Source organism: Streptomyces sp. NBC_01171 (assembly GCF_045039805.1).
Lineage (GTDB): Bacteria > Actinomycetota > Actinomycetes > Streptomycetales > Streptomycetaceae > Streptomyces.
On the sequence record NZ_CP108609.1, the window covers coordinates 556036 to 574859 of the forward strand.

The 18824-nt window shown below is 71.4% G+C and carries 20 protein-coding genes; 9 read left to right on the top strand and 11 right to left on the bottom strand.

Going from position 1 to position 18824, the window contains the following annotated elements; all coding sequences use genetic code 11:
• The first annotated feature begins 68 nt into the window (after window positions 1-68).
• Together OG448_RS02565 and OG448_RS02570 are read left to right on the top strand one after the other, a co-directional pair.
• A complete protein-coding gene (locus OG448_RS02565) occupies window positions 69-1046 on the top strand; it encodes a MerR family transcriptional regulator (RefSeq protein ID WP_405551227.1) in 978 nt (325 codons plus the stop codon).
• Window positions 1039-1416: a hypothetical protein gene (locus OG448_RS02570; RefSeq protein WP_405551229.1), complete on the top strand. Its 378-nt coding sequence runs from the start codon at window positions 1039-1041 to the stop codon at window positions 1414-1416. The genes OG448_RS02565 and OG448_RS02570 overlap by 8 nt, the downstream gene beginning before the upstream one ends.
• On the opposite strand, the gene OG448_RS02575 is transcribed toward OG448_RS02570, so the two are convergent.
• Both OG448_RS02575 and OG448_RS02580 read right to left on the bottom strand, forming a co-directional pair.
• The gene (locus OG448_RS02575) at window positions 1413-4388 is read right to left on the bottom strand and encodes an ABC transporter substrate-binding protein (RefSeq protein WP_405558649.1); all 2976 of its coding nucleotides are present in this window, start codon (window positions 4386-4388) and stop codon (window positions 1413-1415) included. The two genes, OG448_RS02570 and OG448_RS02575, sit on opposite strands and share 4 nt — an antisense overlap.
• 550 nt (window positions 4389-4938) lie before the next feature.
• Window positions 4939-5112 (bottom strand): CsbD family protein, encoded by a 174-nt coding sequence (locus OG448_RS02580; RefSeq protein ID WP_405551231.1) that lies wholly within the window; start codon window positions 5110-5112, stop codon window positions 4939-4941.
• A gap of 144 nt (window positions 5113-5256) precedes the next feature.
• On the opposite strand from OG448_RS02580, the gene OG448_RS02585 reads away from it, so the two are divergent.
• The 4 genes from OG448_RS02585 to OG448_RS02600 all read left to right on the top strand — a co-directional run bounded on the left by OG448_RS02585 (window position 5257) and on the right by OG448_RS02600 (window position 7451).
• Window positions 5257-5427, top strand: coding sequence for a DUF5670 family protein (locus tag OG448_RS02585; RefSeq protein ID WP_384273308.1), 171 nt, complete (start codon window positions 5257-5259; stop codon window positions 5425-5427).
• 276 nt (window positions 5428-5703) lie between these two features.
• Window positions 5704-5940 (top strand): hypothetical protein, encoded by a 237-nt coding sequence (locus OG448_RS02590; protein WP_405551232.1) that lies wholly within the window; start codon window positions 5704-5706, stop codon window positions 5938-5940.
• A 75-nt stretch (window positions 5941-6015) separates the two neighbouring features.
• Window positions 6016-6468: an SRPBCC family protein gene (locus OG448_RS02595; RefSeq protein WP_030805407.1), complete on the top strand. Its 453-nt coding sequence runs from the start codon at window positions 6016-6018 to the stop codon at window positions 6466-6468.
• Between the two features lie 233 nt (window positions 6469-6701).
• Window positions 6702-7451, top strand: a complete 750-nt coding sequence (locus tag OG448_RS02600; protein WP_405551234.1) for an alpha/beta hydrolase — start codon at window positions 6702-6704, stop codon at window positions 7449-7451.
• A 54-nt stretch (window positions 7452-7505) separates the two neighbouring features.
• On the opposite strand, the gene OG448_RS02605 is transcribed toward OG448_RS02600, so the two are convergent.
• From OG448_RS02605 to OG448_RS02620, 4 genes are all read right to left on the bottom strand, one after another.
• On the bottom strand, window positions 7506-9233 hold the full coding sequence (locus tag OG448_RS02605; RefSeq protein ID WP_405551235.1) for a thiamine pyrophosphate-dependent enzyme: 1728 nt from the start codon (window positions 9231-9233) through the stop codon (window positions 7506-7508).
• Between the two features lie 87 nt (window positions 9234-9320).
• Window positions 9321-10907, bottom strand: a complete 1587-nt coding sequence (locus OG448_RS02610; protein ID WP_405551237.1) for an FMN-binding glutamate synthase family protein — start codon at window positions 10905-10907, stop codon at window positions 9321-9323.
• A 119-nt stretch (window positions 10908-11026) separates the two neighbouring features.
• Window positions 11027-11203, bottom strand: a complete 177-nt coding sequence (locus OG448_RS02615) for a hypothetical protein (protein ID WP_086691612.1) — start codon at window positions 11201-11203, stop codon at window positions 11027-11029.
• 78 nt (window positions 11204-11281) lie between these two features.
• Window positions 11282-12763 (bottom strand): sulfatase-like hydrolase/transferase, encoded by a 1482-nt coding sequence (locus OG448_RS02620; protein ID WP_405551239.1) that lies wholly within the window; start codon window positions 12761-12763, stop codon window positions 11282-11284.
• Window positions 12764-12911: 148 nt separating this feature from the next.
• Between OG448_RS02620 and OG448_RS02625 the strand changes: the two genes are divergently transcribed.
• Window positions 12912-13337 carry a nuclear transport factor 2 family protein gene (locus OG448_RS02625; protein ID WP_405551240.1) on the top strand — a complete coding sequence of 142 codons (426 nt, stop codon included), beginning with the start codon at window positions 12912-12914 and terminating at the stop codon, window positions 13335-13337.
• Here OG448_RS02625 and OG448_RS02630 read toward each other — a convergent pair.
• From OG448_RS02630 to OG448_RS02645, 4 genes are all read right to left on the bottom strand, one after another.
• Window positions 13325-13636, bottom strand: coding sequence for a hypothetical protein (locus tag OG448_RS02630; protein ID WP_405551242.1), 312 nt, complete (start codon window positions 13634-13636; stop codon window positions 13325-13327). The genes OG448_RS02625 and OG448_RS02630 overlap by 13 nt on opposite strands.
• A 164-nt stretch (window positions 13637-13800) precedes the next feature.
• Entirely contained in the window at window positions 13801-14013 is a 213-nt protein-coding gene (locus OG448_RS02635; RefSeq protein WP_405551244.1) for an antitoxin, read from the bottom strand.
• A 67-nt stretch (window positions 14014-14080) separates the two neighbouring features.
• The gene (locus tag OG448_RS02640) at window positions 14081-14884 is read right to left on the bottom strand and encodes a maleylpyruvate isomerase family mycothiol-dependent enzyme (RefSeq protein WP_405551246.1); all 804 of its coding nucleotides are present in this window, start codon (window positions 14882-14884) and stop codon (window positions 14081-14083) included.
• 68 nt (window positions 14885-14952) lie between these two features.
• Window positions 14953-15528, bottom strand: a complete 576-nt coding sequence (locus tag OG448_RS02645) for a cysteine hydrolase family protein (RefSeq protein WP_405551248.1) — start codon at window positions 15526-15528, stop codon at window positions 14953-14955.
• A 291-nt stretch (window positions 15529-15819) separates the two neighbouring features.
• Between OG448_RS02645 and OG448_RS02650 the strand changes: the two genes are divergently transcribed.
• Entirely contained in the window at window positions 15820-17820 is a 2001-nt protein-coding gene (locus OG448_RS02650) for an MMPL family transporter (RefSeq protein WP_405551249.1), read from the top strand.
• A 55-nt stretch (window positions 17821-17875) separates the two neighbouring features.
• Here OG448_RS02650 and OG448_RS02655 read toward each other — a convergent pair whose 3' ends face one another.
• A complete protein-coding gene (locus OG448_RS02655) occupies window positions 17876-18199 on the bottom strand; it encodes a hypothetical protein (protein ID WP_405551252.1) in 324 nt (107 codons plus the stop codon).
• A gap of 173 nt (window positions 18200-18372) precedes the next feature.
• Between OG448_RS02655 and OG448_RS02660 the strand changes: the two genes are divergently transcribed.
• Window positions 18373-18789, top strand: a complete 417-nt coding sequence (locus tag OG448_RS02660) for an ATP-binding protein (RefSeq protein ID WP_405551253.1) — start codon at window positions 18373-18375, stop codon at window positions 18787-18789.
• Window positions 18790-18824 lie beyond the last annotated feature (35 nt).

Here is an 18824-nt window from a genome sequence, read left to right on the forward strand (position 1 = left end):
CGACGCGGCCCTGTCGCCGGCCGCGCGCGCCGCTACCGTAGGAACTCCCCCTGGAGGAGGTTCAAGGCGTGACCAGCAGTACGGCGGGCGACGCGTCCTGGAGCATCGGGGAACTGGCCGCGCGGGCCGGCGTCACCGTGAAGACCGTCCGCTTCTACTCCGACCAGGGGCTCCTGCCCGAGGCCGGACGCAGCTCCGGAGGCCACCGCCGCTACGGCCCGGAAGCGCTGGGGCGACTGCGGATGATCCGCTCCCTGCGCACCCTCGACCTGCCGGTACCGGACGTGGGACGGGCGCTGGAGCGGGACGACGCGCTGGAAGAACTGGTCGCGGGACGCCTGCGGGAACTGCGGCCACAAGTCACCATGCTGCGCTGGCGGGAAGCGGCGCTCCACCTCCTCACGGACTGCGCGCCGGAAGAGCGTGCCCGGCGGCTGGACCTGATCGGTGCCATGGGGCTCCCACCCGACACCGACGTGCTCGCCCGCTTCTGGCGACGGTGGCTCTTCCCTGCCCGGCTGCCGGCACCCCTGCTGGCCGGGATCGTCGACACCGCGGTACCCGCGCCGCCCCACGACCCCACTCCGGCGCAGGTACTGGCATTCGGGCGGCTGCGAGCGATCGTCACGGCGCCGTGCCCGCCGGGCCTCGCGGAGCGCCCACCCGCGCCGAAGCGGTTCAAGGACGGCTTCCGTCCCGCCGTCCTCTACTCCGGGCTCCGGGAGGCGTACGACCTCGCCGCCCCGGAGCTGCGGGCCGGGCGTGCCCCGGCCGGGGGTGAGGCCCTGGACCGGTTCGTCGCGGCCTGGGCGGAAGCCGGGGGCGCCCGTGACAGCACGGGGTTCCGGCGGGGGCTGACCGGGGTCCTCGCCGACGAGCCCCGCCTCGACCACTACTGGGACGTGGTCTCCGAGCTGGCGACCCCGCCCGGCGCCCCACCGGAGCCCACGCCGGGTGCGGCCGAGGCGTGGCTGCGCGAGGCACTCACCAGCACGGGCGGAGGCCCTGAAGAAGTCACCCGGACGCGATCCTGCTCGTATGAATGACCTCGGCGACGCGCACATGCGCACCTGGGCTCTGCGATTCATGACCCTTCTCGCGGCCGACCCCGACGATCAGCTTGCGTGGCTGGGTGAGCAGGCGGTGGAGACGGGTTCGGTCGTTGAAGAGGTGCTGCTGCTCTGCCGGGTCTGGGAGGGGCTTGTGGAGCGCGGGGTGGGCGAGTCCCGAACTCTCCGCGCTGCGCGGGCCATCGGGCGGCGGCTCGGTGAAATCGGGGACGCACGCCACACCGGGCTCTGGGCCGATGAGCTGGCCGTAGAGCCGGTGTGGGGCGAAGTGCGGTCGCTTGCCCGTCAGTTTCTCCTCACCGCGCTGGGTGACTGGCGGCAGCCGCTGCCGCCTGCGAAGCCCTAGGGGCGCGGCTGGGGGGACGAGGGCGCCCTGCGGTCCACGTCGCACTCCTTCTCCGTCAAGGGGCGTCTGTCGCCCGCACGGCGGGAGCAGAGGACGGTGCGGTCGTAGTGGGCGCCGCCGGTGTTGGCGACGCGGACCAGGGAGATGGCGTAGTTGTCACGGGTGCCGGGTTCGAGGCCCTGGTCGCGGGCGTTGTCGTGCGTGACGGCGGTGAAGTCGATGCGGCCGGTGGCGAGGTTGTCGATGTTGGTGCGCAGGAGGCCGGACCATGCCTCGGCCCGCCCGCGCGGCTGTCCGTCACCGGTCGCGGCCCGGTAGAGCACCTCGGTGGCATCGTGCATGAGCATCGTCTGGCCGTCGCTGAGCGCGCTGTCGGTCTGCGGGGTCGCCGCGCTCAGGCCGAGGAGCTTCTCCTGCTCGGGGCCCAGTTTGCGCAGGTTGTTGACGAAGATGGTGCCCTGGTTCTTGGTGCCGGGGGCGGTGAGGACCAGGTGGTAGAGGGTGACGTTGGCGGCGACGCTGCTGCGCTCGGAGTCGAAGCCGGCCTGGGAGAGGTCGTCCCCGGCGAGGACCGCGATCTGCTTGCCGTTGCAGCCGGGCTCGGAGGTGATGCCGTCCATCAGGGCGTTGACGTCCTCGGTGCGGCCCGCGAAGTAGACGACACGGGGCACCTCGCCCTCCTGGCAGATCTGGTCGACCTGACGGCCGAGGACCGGGCGGCCGTTGCTCAGTTCGTACCGTTCCAGCCGGTCGACCCGGTAGCCCACGTCGGTGAGCATCCGGGCGCCGTGGTCCATCTGCTCGCGGGTGTAACGGTCGTGGGTGACGGGGCTGCGGCCGAGAACGACGGCACGGCCGGCGGTGCCGTACCCGTGGGTGCCGGGGGCGCGCAACTGCTCGGCCAGCAGTTTCAGTTGCCGTACCTGCCACTGGTCCGTGGCGGCCAGGTTGAAGAAGTTGGGCTTGTCGAGCAGCCAGGTACCGGAGTTGGTGCCGGAGACGACGGGGAGTTCGGCCTGGCGCAGGGTCTCCAGCACCTTGTCGGTGTCGGTCATGTCGCGGCCGATGCCGACCACGCCGACGATCGTACGGTCACGGCGTGCCACTTCCACGATCCGCTCGGCCATCGTGGCCTGACTGGCCATGTCCGTGCCGCCGTTGGCGACCAGCAGGCGCAGCTTCACCGGCTGGGAGGCGTTGTTGGCGTGCTGGGCGATGTAGGCGCCGCGCAACTCCTCGAACCCCTTGACCAGTTGGTCGTCGTTCTTGCCCTCGGGGTCGGGTCCGCTGAGTGGACCCGCGTAGACCAGCGTGACGTAACCGCTGTTGCCGATCGACGCGTTCTCCTCCCGGATCAGCTCCTGGAGCTGCCGTGCGACCGGGAAGGTGACCGCGCCGGTCGCCACGCCGACGCACTCGGCGCCCTTGCCGCTCGGCGACTCGACGCGGCGGGTGTCCTGGTTGGCGCCACGCAGGTCGCTGGAGCAGTACCGGCTGCTCAGCCGGTGGTCGCGGACGCCGAGCCCGAGCCCGGTGGCGGCGAGGACGAGGGCCAGCGCGGGCAGCGACCACAGCCAGGTCCAGCGGGGGCGCCCGGTGGACAGCCGGGAGCGGCGCGGGGAGCCCACGCCGAGGTCCGGGTGGAGCAGCAGCCCCTCCGGCAGTGGCACCCGCAGCACCCACGGCAGGGTGCTGCCCTCCAGGCTCGGCGACTGGCTGACCCGGCGGGCGCGGTTCCAGCTCGCGTACCAGGCGGGCAGGTCGGCACCCGAGCCGTTGAGGTGGCTCGTGGCGGGCTCGGCCGCGTAGCTGCGCTCCAGCAGGCCGATGTCCTCGTGCCGCACGGCGGCGATGACGAGCAGCGGGTCGAGTTCGCTGCGGATGCTGCGGATGTCACTGATGGCGCGCAGGAGTTCGATCAGGCCGTTGTCGGGGGTGGCGTCCGGCAGGACGAGCACCGGCGGAGTGGGGCGCTTGCGTCCGCGCAGGTCCAGCGACCAGGCACGGTGCGCGTCGCGCAGGTCCTCGCGCAGGGCGTGCACCCGCAACTGGAGGTGGCGGCGCTGGGCGTCCTCGTCGCCGCTGCCGGTGCGGTGCTCGTCGAGGAGGCCGCCGTCCTGGATGTCCCGCGCCACGGCGGCGACCCGCTGGCGCACCGCGCCCGGCGGCCACAGCCGCAGCAGACGCCAGGTGAGGCCCTCGCCGTGGTCGGCGCGCGGGCCCTGGTTGAGGTAGGTGGTACTGAGGAACCAGCGGACCTCGCGGCGCAGCCCGAGGAACACCGGCGCCCGCCCCGGCAGGACGCTCAGCGCCAGCAGCGCTGCCATCACCACCGCGAGGAACAGCAGCGTCACGTACCAGGGCTTGTCGGTGATGAGTACCGCGACGACCGCGATGAGCAGGGCGGGGACGGTCCGGGACGCGTCGGTGGCGGCGTCGCGCAGCCGGGCCGTCCACTGGATGCCGCCGGGCCGCCAGCCGGTGCGGTTCAGTCCGTGCAGCAGCTCGTCCGGCTCGGTGTCGGGGCCGGCCTCCCGCACGACGTTCTCTATGGCGAGGAGCAGCTCGCTGCGCGGGAAGGTGTACTGGCCGTACTGGCGTCTGCCGCCGCGCCAGGCGTGCGGCTCCACGTACGGCTCGCTCCCGGACCGGGCGGGCTTGCCGCCGAGCGCCTGGACGACCTGCAGGGCGCGCACCATGGGGCTGCCGCCGTCGCTGGCGTCGACGAGCGCGGACTGCCGGACGGCGGCGAACGGCACGCCCCGTGACCGCAGTTCCTGGCGCAGCTCGGCGAGGCTGCCGCGTACGGCCTCGTCGCCCTCCGGTGATCCGCCGTCCGCGTACAGGACGAATTCCGGCAGCGCCATGGGGCTGCGGCGCCGGAACGCCTGGAAGATCGCGTCCAGCATCTCGATGAGACGCGGGGTGGTCGCGTAGTGCCGTCGGCTGTCTGCGCTGCCCAGGCGGGTCACCAACTCGTGCTCCTCAGGGTCGACTTCGTACTCCTTTCGGACAAGGAGTGCTGTGAAGTCTGCCCAGCCGGTGCGCCGTGCGAGAGAGAGTGGCACAAATGTGACCAGCCCGCAGCGGGACGGGCACGGGTGACGGAAGCGGGCCTTCGGCCGGTGGCTTTGCCGTCGTTGCCCTTTCCTCGGGCGCGGTCTTCCGGTCGATGCTGCGGGGCCGCAGCCTGCCGTGGAGCACCCGGGACGATGTGGCCGCGCTCGAGATGGGCCGGCCGTTCACCCGGCTCGCGCTCCGGCCTCTCCATGGGTCCCCATGCCAGGCGCAGTGGCCACGGGGACGCCGGACGGGGCGCTCGCCCGGGAAACGCACGGAATTCCTCGGGAGGGAATTCCCTCGGGCGCCGAATGCGCGGGTGTCACGATTTCACACAGCCCTTGGTGACGAATGAGCAACGATTCAGAAAGGCCGGGCATGAAAGAACGGCGTGCGGCAGAACCTCGCACCTGACCGGTGCGGGTTCCGCTGCACGCCGTTCCTTCGGAACGTGCCGGCGGATCAGTCCTTGGCGGCGTCCTTCAGCTTCTCCTTGGCCTGGCGGGCGTCACCCGTGGCCTGCTCGGCGCGGCCCTCGGCGGTCAGCCTCTCGTTGCCCACCCCGCGGCCCGCGGCCTCCTTGGCCTTGCCGCTCGCCTGCTCGGTCGTGGCCTTGGCCTTCTCGCTGGCGCTCATGCCGCTCACCTTTCGCTGTGCCGCTGTTGCCTGACGAGAGGGCGGATGACCGCATATCCGGCCCGTAAACCCCGTGAACCAGATGTAATTCATGTGTGTATGCGGCGAGGACGCGGGCATTCGGCGGTCAGGAGGTTGATAAACATGGTTCCCCTGCTTCTGGTTCTTCTGCTGGCCCTGATTCTTTTCGGTGCGGGCTTCGCGCTCAAGGCACTGTGGTGGATCGCGGTGATCGTGCTCGTCGTGTGGCTGGTCGGCTTCTTCGTCCGGCCCGCCGGCAGTGGCGGCCGCAAGGGCCGTTGGTACCGCTGGTAAAAGCACCCCTTGAGCAGTGAAGTGGCCCGGCCGGAATCGGCCGGGCCACTTCACTGTGTCCGGGAACGGGCGTATCGCCGCCCTTGGTGGGGTACGAAGAGAACGTCGGCCCCACGGGGGACCGCAGTGGAACCCTGCACCTCCTGCCCCCGCGGGGCCGACCCGCGCCCGCCGCGCCCCCTCCCCCGGCGTCACTCCATTGCGCCACACCGCGTGCGCCCGTCACGGCCGCCCCGGAACGTGGTGCAGGTGTCGTCGAGCCCGTGAGGGAGAGTCATGATCATCAAGTTCCTGTACGACAAGGGTCTGCGCAGCGAGCACGCCAACACCGTCGCCTGCGCGGCCATCGGCCTGTCCGTCGCGTCCTGGTTCACCTCGCGCAAGGTGGAGTCCCAGGGCGTGGACCGCGCCGACCGGTGGGGCATATTCGTGGCCACCTGGCCCGCGACCTGGTTCGGCCTCGGCCAGGCCCTGAACCAGTACGAGCGGTCCGTCATCTCCTTCGGCCGCTAGCAGCGAAGGCGCACGCACCGGAACGACAGCAACACCGGCCAGGCCGGTACCGGCTAAAGCCAAGGAGAAAACGGCATGTCGCACGTGGAAGAGTCCATCGAGGTCAACGTCCCCGTACGGGACGCCTACAACCAGTGGACCCAGTTCGAGGACTTCCCCCAGTTCATGGACGGCGTCGAGCGCATCGAGCAGCGCACCGAGTCCCTCCTCCACTGGAAGACGAAGATCGCCGGGGTCGAGCGGGAGTTCGACGCGGAGATCGTCGAGCAGATCCCCGACGAGCGGGTCGCCTGGGCCAGCATCGGCGGGGAAGCCCGCCAGGCCGGGGTGGTCACGTTCCACCGCCTGGACGACGGCACCACCAAGGTCATGCTCCAGCTCGACTACGACCCGGAGGGGCTGGCCGAGAAGGTCGGGGACAAGCTGGGCTTCGTCAAGCGCCAGGCCACCGGCGACCTGAAGCGCTTCAAGTCCTTCATCGAGGAGCGCGGCGGCACCGCGACCGGCGAGTGGCGCGGCGAGGTCTGAGCACGGCTCGACCGAGGGGCGGGCTCACGCGAGCCCGCCCCTCGCTGCGAAAAGAACTGGACGCGGTCATGATCGGCCGGGTAGCTTGCGGTCGACCGTGACACCGCCCGAGGAGGTGAGACCCATGAACGCTGTATCGACGTGGGTGCTCCCCCTTTCCCGTCACGGCCGGCGACTGACATAGGTGTCGCCGGGAGCGCCTCCACACCCAGGCACTCCCGAAAGGCACCACCATGAACTCTCTGCGATTCACCGCCGAGTCGTCCTCCGACGGCGTCCTCGAACGCGACTTCACCGTGGGCGACGTCCCCGGCGTCCTCTGGTCCCCCGCCTCCGGCGCGGCCGGTCCCGCGCCCCTGGTCCTGATGGGCCATGGCGGCGGCGCTGCCAAGAGGCACCGCGCGATGGTGGGCCGCGCCCGCCTCCTCGTGACCCAGTGCGGCTTCCACGCCGCCGTCATCGACGCGCCCGGCCACGGCGACCGGCCGCGTTCCGCGCGGGATGAGGAAGATGTCGCCGCGCTGCGCCGGGCGCAGGCGGCGGGCGCACCGGAAGCGCCGGTCGTCGTCCCGTACAACGTCCGTCTGGCCGAGCAGGCCGTGCCCGAGTACCGGGCGACGCTCGACGCTCTTCAGGAACTTCCGGAGATCGGCACCGGCGGGCCGGTGGGCTATGTCGGCATCGGCCTGGGCATGGCGATCGGGATGCCGCTGGTGGCGGCCGAGCCCAGGATCACGGCCGCGGTCTTCGGCATGACCTGGCCGGACGCCCTGTTCGAGGCGGCGAAGCGGATCACCGTGCCGGTCGAGTTCGCCATGCACTGGGACAGCGCGCGTATCCCGCGTGAGGCGAGCCTCGCCCTGTTCGACGCCTTCGCCTCGACGGAGAAGTCGCTGCACGCCCACGCGGGTGAGCACGTCGCCTGGCACCTGGTCGAGGCCGACAGCGCGACCCGCTTCTTCGCCCGGCACCTCTCGGCCTGACCGTGCAACGGCGGCGCCCGGTGCACTCACCGGGCGCCGCCGCAGGGGACGTGGCTACCGGCTCGAACTCGACAGGTTCTCCCGGACCTTGGCGATGGCGAACCCCCAGCCCTGCTGGACGGTCGTCTTGCCGGGCACGGCGATCTCGTCGGGGTTGGTGAGCACGTCCAGCAACACGGGTCCCGGCTCGGCGAACGCGCGCTTCACCGCGTCGGCCAGCTCCTCGGGCCGGGTGACCCGGATGCCGGTGATGCCGAGGGCTTGGGCGACGGCCGCGAAGTCCGGGTTGTCGAGGACCGTGCCGAACTCCGGCAGCCCGGCCTGTTCCTGCTCCAGCTTGACCATGCCGAGGCGCTGGTTGTCGAAGACGACGAGCTTGACCGGCAACTGCTCGGTGCGGATGGTCATCAGGTCGCCCAGCAGCATGGACAGGCCGCCGTCACCGCAGAAGGCGACGACCTGCCGGTCCTTGTCGAGCATCTGCGCGCCGATCGCCTGCGGCATGGCATTGGCCATCGAGCCGAGGTTGTAGGAGCCGAGCAGCCGGCGGTCGCCGCGCATCTCCACGAACCGCGAGAGCCACACCGTGGCCATGCCGGTGTCCGAGGTGAAGATGGCGTCCTCGTCCGCGAGGGCGTCCACGGCCGCGGCCAACGCCTCGGGCCGTACGAGGTGGGAGCGGTTGTCGAACTTGGAGCGGACCTTGCCGAGCAGTCCCCGGTCGTGGCCGGGCGAGGCGAGGTCTCGCTGCCCGTCCTGCCACTTGGTGAACTTCTCGCGCGCCGAGTCGAGATGATCCCGGTCCGTGCGCTGCTGCACGCGCTCCAGCAGTCCGCGCACGGTCGGACCGACGTCCGCGGCGAGTCCGACGTCCACCGGCACCCGGCGCCCGATGTGCTCGGCGACCCGGTCGATCTGGATCACCTTCTTCCCCTCCGGGTACCAGTCGCGGTACGGGAAGTCGGTGCCGAGCAGCACCAGGGTGTCGGCGTGGTCCATCGCATGGGCGGCGGCCGGGTTACCGATGAGGCCGGTCTGGCCGACCTGGTAGGGGTTGTCGCCCTCGAAGCCCTCCTTGGCCTTGAGGGTGATCACCATCGGCGCGGCCAGCCGCTCGGCCAGGGCGAGGACCTCCTCGCGGCAGCCGCGCGCTCCCCGCCCGACGAGCAGGGTGACCTTGCCGCCGTCGTCGATCACGGAGGCGGCCTCGTCCAGCGCGGGGTCGTCCGGCCGGTTGGCGGAGCCCGTCAGCGAGAGCCGGACGGGCCGGTCGTCGGGCAGCTCCAGGTCGCCGATGTCACCGGGCACGGTGAGCACGGCGACACCGCGGCGGCCCACGGCGGTGCGCACGGCGACCTCCAGCAGCGCGGGAAGCTGCGCGGGCGAGGTGACGGTGGCGCGGAAGACGGCGACGTCCTTGAAGAGCAGGTCGTTGTCGACCTCCTGGAAGTAGTCGGTGCCGATCTCCGCCTGCGGGACCTGCCCCGCGATGGCCAGGACCGGCGTACCGCTCTTCGCGGCGTCGTAGAGGCCGTTCAGCAGGTGGACCGAGCCGGGACCGACCGTGCCCATGCAGACCCCGAGCGTGTCGGTGAGCTGGGACTGGGCACCGGCCGCGAAGGCCGCCGCCTCCTCGTGGCGGCAGCCCACCCAGGACACGGCCTCGGAGGCGCGGATGGCGTCGGTGAACGGGTTGAGCGCGTCGCCGACGACGCCGAACACCTGGCGTACGCCGAGTTCCTCCAGCGTGTCGACGACGAGACGGGCGACGGTGCGGGCCATGGGGTGCGTCCTCTCCGCGGGCCCTTGCGGCCCGCTGGTGTCGTACGGCAGGGGAAGTGCCGCCGTACCGGTACGGGTGCCTGCGGTTCAGCCGGCGAAACGGTCCGGGTCGGCGGCTTTCCAGTCGGCCGCCCAGGAGGCCGGGGGCTGGCAGGTCAGCTCGCCGGGGGCCAGCCAGTCGTAGAGCGCGGCGTAGGAGCGGAAGTCGCCGGTCGGGGTGTCGCGGCGGCGCAGCATCTCGGGGCGCAGGTCTTTGGGGTCGGTGACGCCCATCGCGGCCATGATCTGCTGGGCGCTGCGGACGGTAGCCTCCTGGTAGCGGCGGACCCGGTCGGACTTGTCGGGGACGTTCAGGGCCCGGGCGCGGCGCGGGTCCTGGGTGGTGACGCCGGTGGGGCAGCGATTGGTGTGGCAGCGCTGGGCCTGGATGCAGCCGACGGCGAACATCATGCTGCGGGCCGCGTTGGTGTAGTCGGCGCCCATGAGCAGCCGCTTGACCAGGTCCGAGCCGGTGGCGACCTTGCCGCTGGCGCCGACCCGGATGCGGTCCCGCAGCCCGGCGCCGGTCAGGGCGTTGTGGACGGTGATCAGCCCCTCGGTGAGCGGCATCCCGAGGTGATCGGCGAACTCCAGCGGCGCGGCGCCCGTACCGCCCTCGGCGCCGTCGACCACGATGAAGTCGGGGGTGATGCCCTCGGCCAGCATCGCCTTGCAGACGGCGAGGAACTGGGTGCGCGAGCCCGGGCAGAGCTTGAACCCGACCGGCTTGCCGCCCGCCAGCTCACGCATCCTGGCCAGGAAGCCGACCAGCTCGCGGGGTGTGTGGAACTCCCGATGGTACGGCGGCGAGACCACCGTCTCCCCCTGCGGGACCCCGCGCACCTCGGCTATCTCGGCGTTGACCTTGCCGCCGGGCAGGACGCCGCCCATGCCGGGCTTGGCGCCCTGGGACAGCTTGAGCGAGACGCATTTGACCGAGGGGTGGGCCGCCTTCTCGGCGAACTTCTCGGCGTCGAAGCCGCCGTCCTCGGTACGGCAGCCGAAGTAGCCCGTACCGATCTCCCACACGAGGTCGCCGCCGGGGCGCAGGTGGTATTCGGAGAGGCCGCCCTCGCCGGTGTCCTGGGCGAAACCGCCGCGTGCCGCACCGGTGTTGAGGGCAAGGACCGCGTTGGCTGAGAGGGAGCCGAAGCTCATCGCGGAGACGTTGAGCAGCGCCATGTCGTACGGCTGGGCGCAGTCGGGGCCGCCGATCCTCACCCTGGGCGGTGTGTCCGGGGTGTCGACAGGGGCCATCGACGGCACGAGGAACTCGTAGCCCCGCTGGTACATGTCGCGTTCGCTGCCGAAGGGCTCCTCGGCGTCGACGCCCTTGGCCCGCTCGTACACGATGCTGCGGGTGTCGCGGTCGTAGGGGCGGCCGTCGAAGTTGCGCTCGACGAAGTACTGCTGGAGCTCCGGGCGGATCGCTTCGAGCAGGTAGCGGGCATGGCCGATGACGGGATAGTTCCGCAGCACCGTGTGGCCGCGCTGGAGCAGGTCGTAGCTGCCCAGCAGGCCCAGGGCCGCGAGGACGCCCGCGGCGAACCACCACCAGGGGGACACGAGGACGGCGGCGGACACCGCGGCCGCTGCACCGATCAGAAGGAGACCCACGGCTCCGAAACGCACCATGTACTCCCCGATAACCGCTGCCGCGGCTTGCATGCAGTCGCCGGGTAAGGAACGCACATGAGTTCGGCCTGGCCGCGCCGAGCAGCCGCTCTGTTCCTCGGCTGCTCGGCGCGGTGGCTTCAGCGTCTGCGGCCGCGGGTGCTCCAGCCGGCGCCGATGCCCGCGACGTGCAGCGCCAGCAGGGCGAGACCGATCAGCATGACGTTGGTCGAGCTGAAGGTGTCGTTGGTGGAGATGTCCGCCGCGTTGATCAGGAAGGCGATGAAGAACAGGACCGCCGAGATGATGGCCAGCACGATGTGCTCCCCTTCGGATGAGTGAGGTCTTCCGGAACACAGACCTGATGCCCGTGAAGGGGTGCGCCAGTCACTCTTTCACTGCGCGGCCTTCGCGCACGCCTCGCTGCCCTCGCAGTTCTGAAGCATCGTCAATGTCTTGTGCAGATCGTCCTGTTGGGCCTTGGACAGTGACGAGGCGCGGTTGTGCAGCTCGTCCGGGTCGCTCTTGGTGTCGTAGTACTCGCGCTCGCCGTCCGCGTATTCGACCCACAGCGCGTCCTGGGTCCGGATGGCCTCGTACGAGGGCGGGTTGCCGCTGTCGTCGGCCGCCGCGTCGGGGTCGTCCTTCTTGGAGGCGGGACGGTGGTGTTCGATCAGTACCGCCTGGCGCCAGTCGGTCACCTCCTCGCCGTGCAGCAGCGGAGCGAGGCTGCTGCCGTCGGCCGTCCCGCCCGGCTTCACCCCGGCGAGGTCCTGGAAGGTGGGGCTGAGGTCGACGTTCGCGGCCGGCTGGGTGATCTCCTTGCCGGCGGCCACGCCCGGGCCCGCCACCACGAGCGGCACCCGGATGTCGGTGTCGTACGCCGTCTGCTTGCCGGGGCGCAGCCGGTGCTCACCCATGTGGAAGCCGTTGTCGGAGCTGAACACGAAGTACGTGTTGCCGGCGAGCCCCTTCGCCTTCAGCTCGTCCCGTACGCGCCCGATCATGTCGTCCACGGCCTGCACCGAGCGGGCCCGCTTGGCGAACTTCTGGTCGATCGACCGCTGTTCGTCCTCGGAGAGGGGCTTGAGGCCGCTCTGCCACCTGGGTGCCGGCTCGGAGGGCTTGTCGTATGCGGGGGTGCGGGGTGCCTTGAGGCCGGGGAAGTCCTCGGCGTCGCGGGGCGCGGGGGTGGCGGGGCCGTGTGGGGCGAAGGTCGCCAGCTCGAGCACGAACGGCTTCTCGGCCGCCGCGGCGGAGTCGATGAAGGAGGTCGCCTTCTTCGACACCACGTCGGTGAGGTAGTCCTCGGGGTCGTGACCGTACGGGACGACCTTGCCGTTCTCGTTCAGGCTGTAGTGGAACTCGGGGTAGCCGTTGCCGGCCACGTCCCACTCGTCCCAGCCCGGCGGTACGTACGGCTTGCCGGTGCCGTGCTTGTCGGCGGGGAGGTAGCCGTTGAGGTACTTGCCCATGAAGCCGGTGCGGTAGCCGGCCTTCTGGAGGGCCGGGCCGTAGCAGTCCCGCTCGTTGCCGTTGCGGTTGTACGCGCCGTAGCCGCCGTCGTCGCCGTTGTTGGTGAACACCCCGGTGTTGTGGGGGAACTTGCCGGTCAGGATCGAGGAACGGGAGGGGCAGCAGAGGGAGTCGGTCACGAAGTAGTCGGTGAACGAGGTGCCGTCGCGCTGTAACTCCTTCACGTGCGGCATGTACGGGACGAGGTCGGTCGCGAGGTCGTCGGTGAGCACGAAGACGATGTTGGGCTTCTTCGCCTCGGTGGTCGTCCCGCCGTGCGCCTCGGTGCTTGCCGGTGCGCTGCAGGCGGCGAGCAGGAGGGCCGCGGCTCCCATGCCGAGCAGCCGATGTCGCTTCATCATGGTGGGACCTCCGGGCCGGAGCGGGTTCCCGGCAACCGGGAACGGGTCGGCTGCACCGTAGGAACCAACATTGTCGAAACTCTGTGGAGGGCCCCGGTTCGACGGGCAGGAGTCGATGTACGTGTTCCCGACCGGAGGGTGTGACGAGATGAGCGACCAGACCGAGAGCCCGGCGGAGGTCGTACGGGCGCTGTACGCCGCGCTCGGCGAGGGCGACGTCAAGGGCGTCCTCGCCAGGCTGGCCCCCGACGTGATCATCGACGAACCGAACCGGCTCCCCTACGGCGGGGTGCACCGGGGCCGGGAGGCGTTCGCGGAGGCCGTCTTGGGCGGCATGACGGCCCACGCGGACCTCACCATCACCGGCACGGACGTCTTCGAGGGCCCGGCCGGAATCGTCGGCCGTCTCACCGGCACGCTCAAAGCCCGCTCGTCCGGCGAGGAGTACCTGCTGACCCTGGTCGAGATCCACCGTGTCGAGGACGGCCTGGTACAGGAGATCGACGTCTACACGAAGAACCCCGAGGGCGTGGCGGAATTCTTCGCCCACGCGGAGTCCCATCACTCCGGATAGTCGGCATCGAGCCGAGCCAGCCCCTCCTCCCACCGCCGCCGCCTCTCCTCCCCCGACTCCTCCCACCAGGGAGTCCCGCGCTCCCCCAACGCCACCTTGGCCCCCCGCACCCGCGCCCGCGCGACCCGCTCGGCCTCAGCGTCTTCGGCGTCGCGCACACCCCGCCGCCCCGCCATGAGATGCCGCCGCAACCGAGCGGCGACAGCCTCGGGCACACCGGGGTCCGTCGCCCGCCAGCGCCGCCCGTTGATGAGGACGAAGTGCCCGTCGGGCGTCTTCTCGGGCGGGTCGGTGGCCATGCAGCCGATTCTCACCGGTCGAGGAGGCGGGGGCGAGGGGGCACACCCGTATCAGCACGTACGCAACCGCGGTCCTATGACGGCCACTCAGCCTCGGACAGGAAAAGAGCGGGAGACGCGCCGCGTCTCCCGCCCTCCATGCTCCCGTGCCGCTCCGCAGACCGTCAGCGTTCCGGGGTGCCCTCCGGGCCCCTCGTGCCCTCGCTGCCGTAGGAACGGCGGACCGCGTCGGCGGCCTTGTCGGTCTGGGTGTCGTACTTGTTGCCCGTACGCTCGTCGATCAGCCGCTCGACACTCTCGACGCCCTTGTCGGCCTGGTCAGGGTGGCCCTTGGCCAGGTCCTTGGCCTTGTTCGCCAGATCCCCGAACTTGCTCATGGGAAGCCTCCTGCGCTTGGTGCGTACGTCGTTCCCGGCTACGCCTACCCGTCGATTCCCCCCTGAATCAGGGCGCTTTGAACAGCGTGGGGAAGCGGGGCGCGAGCCAGGGCTTGCGGCCCCACGCGAGCACGCCGGCGCGCGCCATGGCCTGCCAGGGGCCCACACGGCCCAGCGCGATGAGGAGGAAGGTGACCGGCTCGGTGAGGATCGTGCACTCGGAGCGCTCCGGCGGGCCGGGGAGGACCTCGACGGCCCCCTCGGTGAAGGTGACCCCGAAAGTCTCGCCGCCCCGGACCCGCAGGGTGTAACGGGCCGTCATCCCGGCCGGGGCGACCGCCACACGCGGCATCGCCGTCTTCAGGAACGGCAGGCACAACCCCACCCGCGTCCGGTCGATCATGTGCGGACGGCCCACCCCGCGCGCGAGGTCCCAGCCGTGCCCCAGCATGTGGGTCAGGAGGTACGAGGCGAGCACGTCCTTGGTCATGGGACCCAGCGGGGTCACGAGCGTCCGGGCCGGGTCGGTTCCCTTCACAGCGGCCAGGAACGCCTCCGCCTGCTCCACGATCACCGCGGCCAGCGGTTCCGCCCCGCGCTCCGGGAACTCGGTGAGGCTGCGTGCGTTGGCCGCCGCGAGGCTCTGCGGTGTGCCGTCGCCGTAGGGGCGGTCCTGACCGGCCGCGAGGTCGGCCATCAGACCGTTGGCCAGGGCCAGATGGGCGGCCGTCTCCCCGACGGTCCACTCCAGCCCCGGTACGGGAGCGGCCGGGTCCGTCGCGCCGTCCAGCAGAGCGGCGATGGCCCGGGCCGTCTCCCGTATCGCCCGGCCGAGTCCCTCCGGCAGGGAATCCCCGCTGCTCGTCTCCACGCCGCCCGCTCTCCTCGGATCTGGATGATCACGCACTCGTAGCGCGGTACAAAACCAGACCCGCCTGCTCAGGACAAGGGGCGCGGTGCCGCGACGGCGTGGAGCCAGTCTTCGATGGCGACGACGTCCGCCCACTGCGGGAACAGCCGCTCGACGAGCATCCGATGCACTTCGGGATCGGTGTCGAGACAGCCGTCCGCCAGGACGGTCACGCCGAGGTCCAGGTCGACCGCGTGCCACAGGGTGGACAGCACCACGGCGCTGGTGGCGATGCCGGTGAGCACGAGGCTGTCGATGCCCCGAGCCCTGAGCACCAGATCGAGGTCGCTGCCCGAGAACGCGCTCCCCCGCCGCTTGGTGACCACGACATCGCCCGGCCGGGGCGCGATGTCGGGATGGATCTCGGTGCCGGGAGCGCCCTCCGTGAACAGCCCGGTGCGCAGGACGTTGGCCATCACCTTGTTACGCGGGCTGACCTCGGGATCGCCGGGCCGCAGCCCCATCACGACGTAGATCACGGGGATGCCGGAGGCACGCGCACCGTCGATCGCCCCACGCAGCCGTGGCAGATAGCCGGAGCCGTCGTCGGCGAGGGCCACCACGTCCCGCTGGACGTCCATCACCAGGAGCGCACTGCTCGTCATGCTCGCCGTCCTCCGTCGGGGGCCAAGGACGCTCATCGTGGCCCTTTCGCGCCGTAGCCATCAAGTGCTTACCGCGACGGGCGCGTGGGCTGCGCCAATGGAGGTAATCGGGGCCCTTTCACCGATCCCTACGGGGTGGCGGCACCGGATCACCCGCGAACGAGTCGAGCATCCATGGATTCGGACGGTGCCGTGGCGAAGCGCGGGCGTCGGAACCGTCCCCACGCGTGAGGTGAGGTAGTGCGTTTGTTCCGCCGGCAGTTCGTGGTGGCACGGTTTCCGGTGTTCGTCGTGGCCGCGTGGTTGGTGGTGGCGGTGTGCACGGCCGCCTTCCCCGGCCGGCTGGCGTCCGACGCGGGGCAGCGGCCGGCGATGACGTTGCCCGCGTCGGCGGAGTCGAGCCGGGTGGCGGAGGAAGCCGGCGGGCCGGCCGGGGGCCCGCCGGTCGTGATCGTGTGGGAAGCCACCTCGGCCAAGCGGCTGAACGCGGGGACCGCACGGCGGGTTCTGGGCAAGCTGCCCCGCTCGGTCGGGTCCCCCGGCCCCGTGACCTCCTCGGCCGACGGCCGGTCCCTCGTCTGCGTCGTCACCCTCGCCGACGAGGACGACGCCCGGCTCGGCCCCTCTCTGGAGCGCGTCCGGAAGATCGCCGAGTCGCTGCCCGACGGTAAGGCCCGCCTGGCGGGGCCTGCGGCGGGGCAAGCCGACCTGGAGACCTCGTTCGAGGGCATCGACGGCAAGCTGCTGATCATCGCACTGGCGGCCGTCGCCGCCATCCTGTTCCTCGTCCACCGGAGCGTCCTGCTGCCCCTCGTGGTGGCCGCGTCCGGGGTCGTCGCGCTGACCCTGTGCAGCGCGGTGCTGTACGCGCTGTGGAGCTGGGGCGTGGTGACGGTCGACGGGCAGGTGCAGGGCATCCTCTCCGTACTGGTCATCGGCGCGACCACGGACTACGGCCTGCTCCTGCTCGCGCGGTACCACGAGCACGCCCCGGAGATGTCGGCCCCGGCCGCCATGCGGACGGCGTGGCGGGCGAGTTGGGCGCCCATCGCGGCGAGCGCGGCGACGGTGGCCTGCGCCATGGTCGCCCTGCTCCTCAGCGCCCTCCCCGCCAACCACTCCCTGGCGCTCGCCGGAGCCGTGGCGATGGCCTGCTGTGTGCCGGCCGCGCTGACCTTCGTCCCGGCGGCCGTACTCCTCGGCCCGCGCGCGATGTTCTGGCCCCGGGGTCCGCACTCCGGGCGGTCCGGCGGGCGCGGCTGGTCCCTGATCACGGCGGTGGTCGAGCGGCACGCGCGTCCGGTGTGGACGGTGGGCTGCGCGCTGCTCGCGGGATGCGCCGCGCTGGCCGTACTGCTGGCTCCCGGTGGCCTTCCGCTGGGCGAGGCGCTCCCGGCACTGGCGCCGTCGGTACGTGCCCAGTCGGCCTTGGCGGCGCATTTCCCGGCGGGGACCGGCAGCCCGGCCATCGTGGTGGTCGACCCCGAGGGCGCGGCACGGATGCGGCAGCGGGTGGACGCGACGCCGGGGGTCGCCCGGACCGAGGTCATCACGGCCCGACCCCGTACGACGATCGCAGCCACCCTCGACAGCGCCCCGGACAGCGAGCGCGCCCACGATACGATCGCCCGTCTCCGCGCGGCCACGGGCGGCGGGGCCCAGGTCGGGGGCTATCCGGCGCAGGTGTACGACATGCAGCGGGCGGCCGAGCGGGACCGTACCCGCGTGCTGCCGGCCGTCCTGGTGATCGTGTTGCTGCTCCTGCTCGGGCTGTTGCGGAGCCTGGCGCTGCCGGTCGTGCTCGTCGTGGTGGCCGTGGCCAACTTCCTTGCCGCACTGGGCATCTCGGCGGTGATCTTCGACGGCACCTTCGGTTCGACCGCGACTGAGCCGTCCCTGGTCCTGTTCTCGTTCGTCTTCCTGATCGCGCTCGGGGTGGACTACAACATCTTCCTGATGCACCGAGTCCGCCGTGAGTCCCTGCTCGCGGGACAGCGCACCGGCACGCTCAGGGGGCTGCGCGCGACGGGGAACGCCATCAGCTCGGCGGGAGTCGTGCTCGCCGTCACCTTCGCCACGCTGACGGTCATGCCGCTGCGCTATCTCGCGCAGATCGGCGTCATCGTCGCGGTGGGCGTGCTGCTCGACACCCTGCTCGTCCGCCCGTTCCTCGTCCCGGCCTTCGCGGTCGACATGGGGCCCTGGCTGTGGTGGCCGACCAAGCCGCCCGGCGAAGCGTGCCTGGGCAACGTGGGTGAACAGCGGTCCCGGCCGGAGATGGCCCCGGTCTGACGCCGGAACGGTGAGGTCGGCCCCCGCTCATGGGCCGGCCTCACCGCGTACCGGGTCAGTACCAGTAACCCGAATGCCAGTAGCCGTTGCCCCACCAGCCGTCGTGCCAGTGGTTGTGCCAACTGTGGTGCGAGTTGCCATAGCCGTCATGGCCGTGGCGGTCGTGGCCGTAGCCGTTGTGGCCGTACCGGTCGTGGTGGCGGTTGTCGTAGCCGTGGTGGCCCGACCCCCGGTCGCCGTGGTGCTGGCTGTGGGAGGCCGGCGCCGACGTGGGTACGGACGCCGACGCGGTGCCCGCCGTCCCGAGGGCGGCGCCGCCGGCCAGCATCGCTCCGGCCGCCGCGAGTACGGCGGCCCGCTTCACACTGAGTGCGCGCATTGAGTACACCTCCCCTCAGGTCTCGAAGCATCCATGTCTGTGATTCGGAACCGCGGGTGCGGCGGTTTGCCCCGTTTCGGGAGTTTCTGCCGATGGCCATCACGCTTCGTCGGACGCCCATCCGAGGCACCTTCCGCGACGAATTACCTGAAAGGCCACTGAAGGTGTTCGTCATGGAGCGCGATTCCTGCCGTCTCAGCTACGACTCCGCCGGACCCGCTGACGCGGTGCGCGACGATCTGCGCGACCACCTGGCCCGCTGGCAGGCGGCGGAGTTCGCGGACACCGCCGCGGTGGTGGTCAGCGAACTGCTGTCCAACGCCCTGCGGCACGGCAGGCCGCCCGTCCGGGTGGTGTGCGCGCTGCGACGGCGGTCCCCCGGCGGGGCGGCGCTGCGCATCGAGGTGGCCGACGCGGGGGAGAGCTTCGACACCACTCGGGTCCGGGCCCGGTGGCGGCATCCGTCCTTCACGCTGGAGGAGTCGGGCCGCGGCCTGTTCCTGGTCGACGCCCTGGCCAGCCGCTGGGGCGACGAGCCGACCCGTGACGGGCACACCGTCTGGGCCGTCCTCCACCCCCCGGACGGATAGCACTCGAACGGGCGGACTTCCCCGGCAGGCGGGCG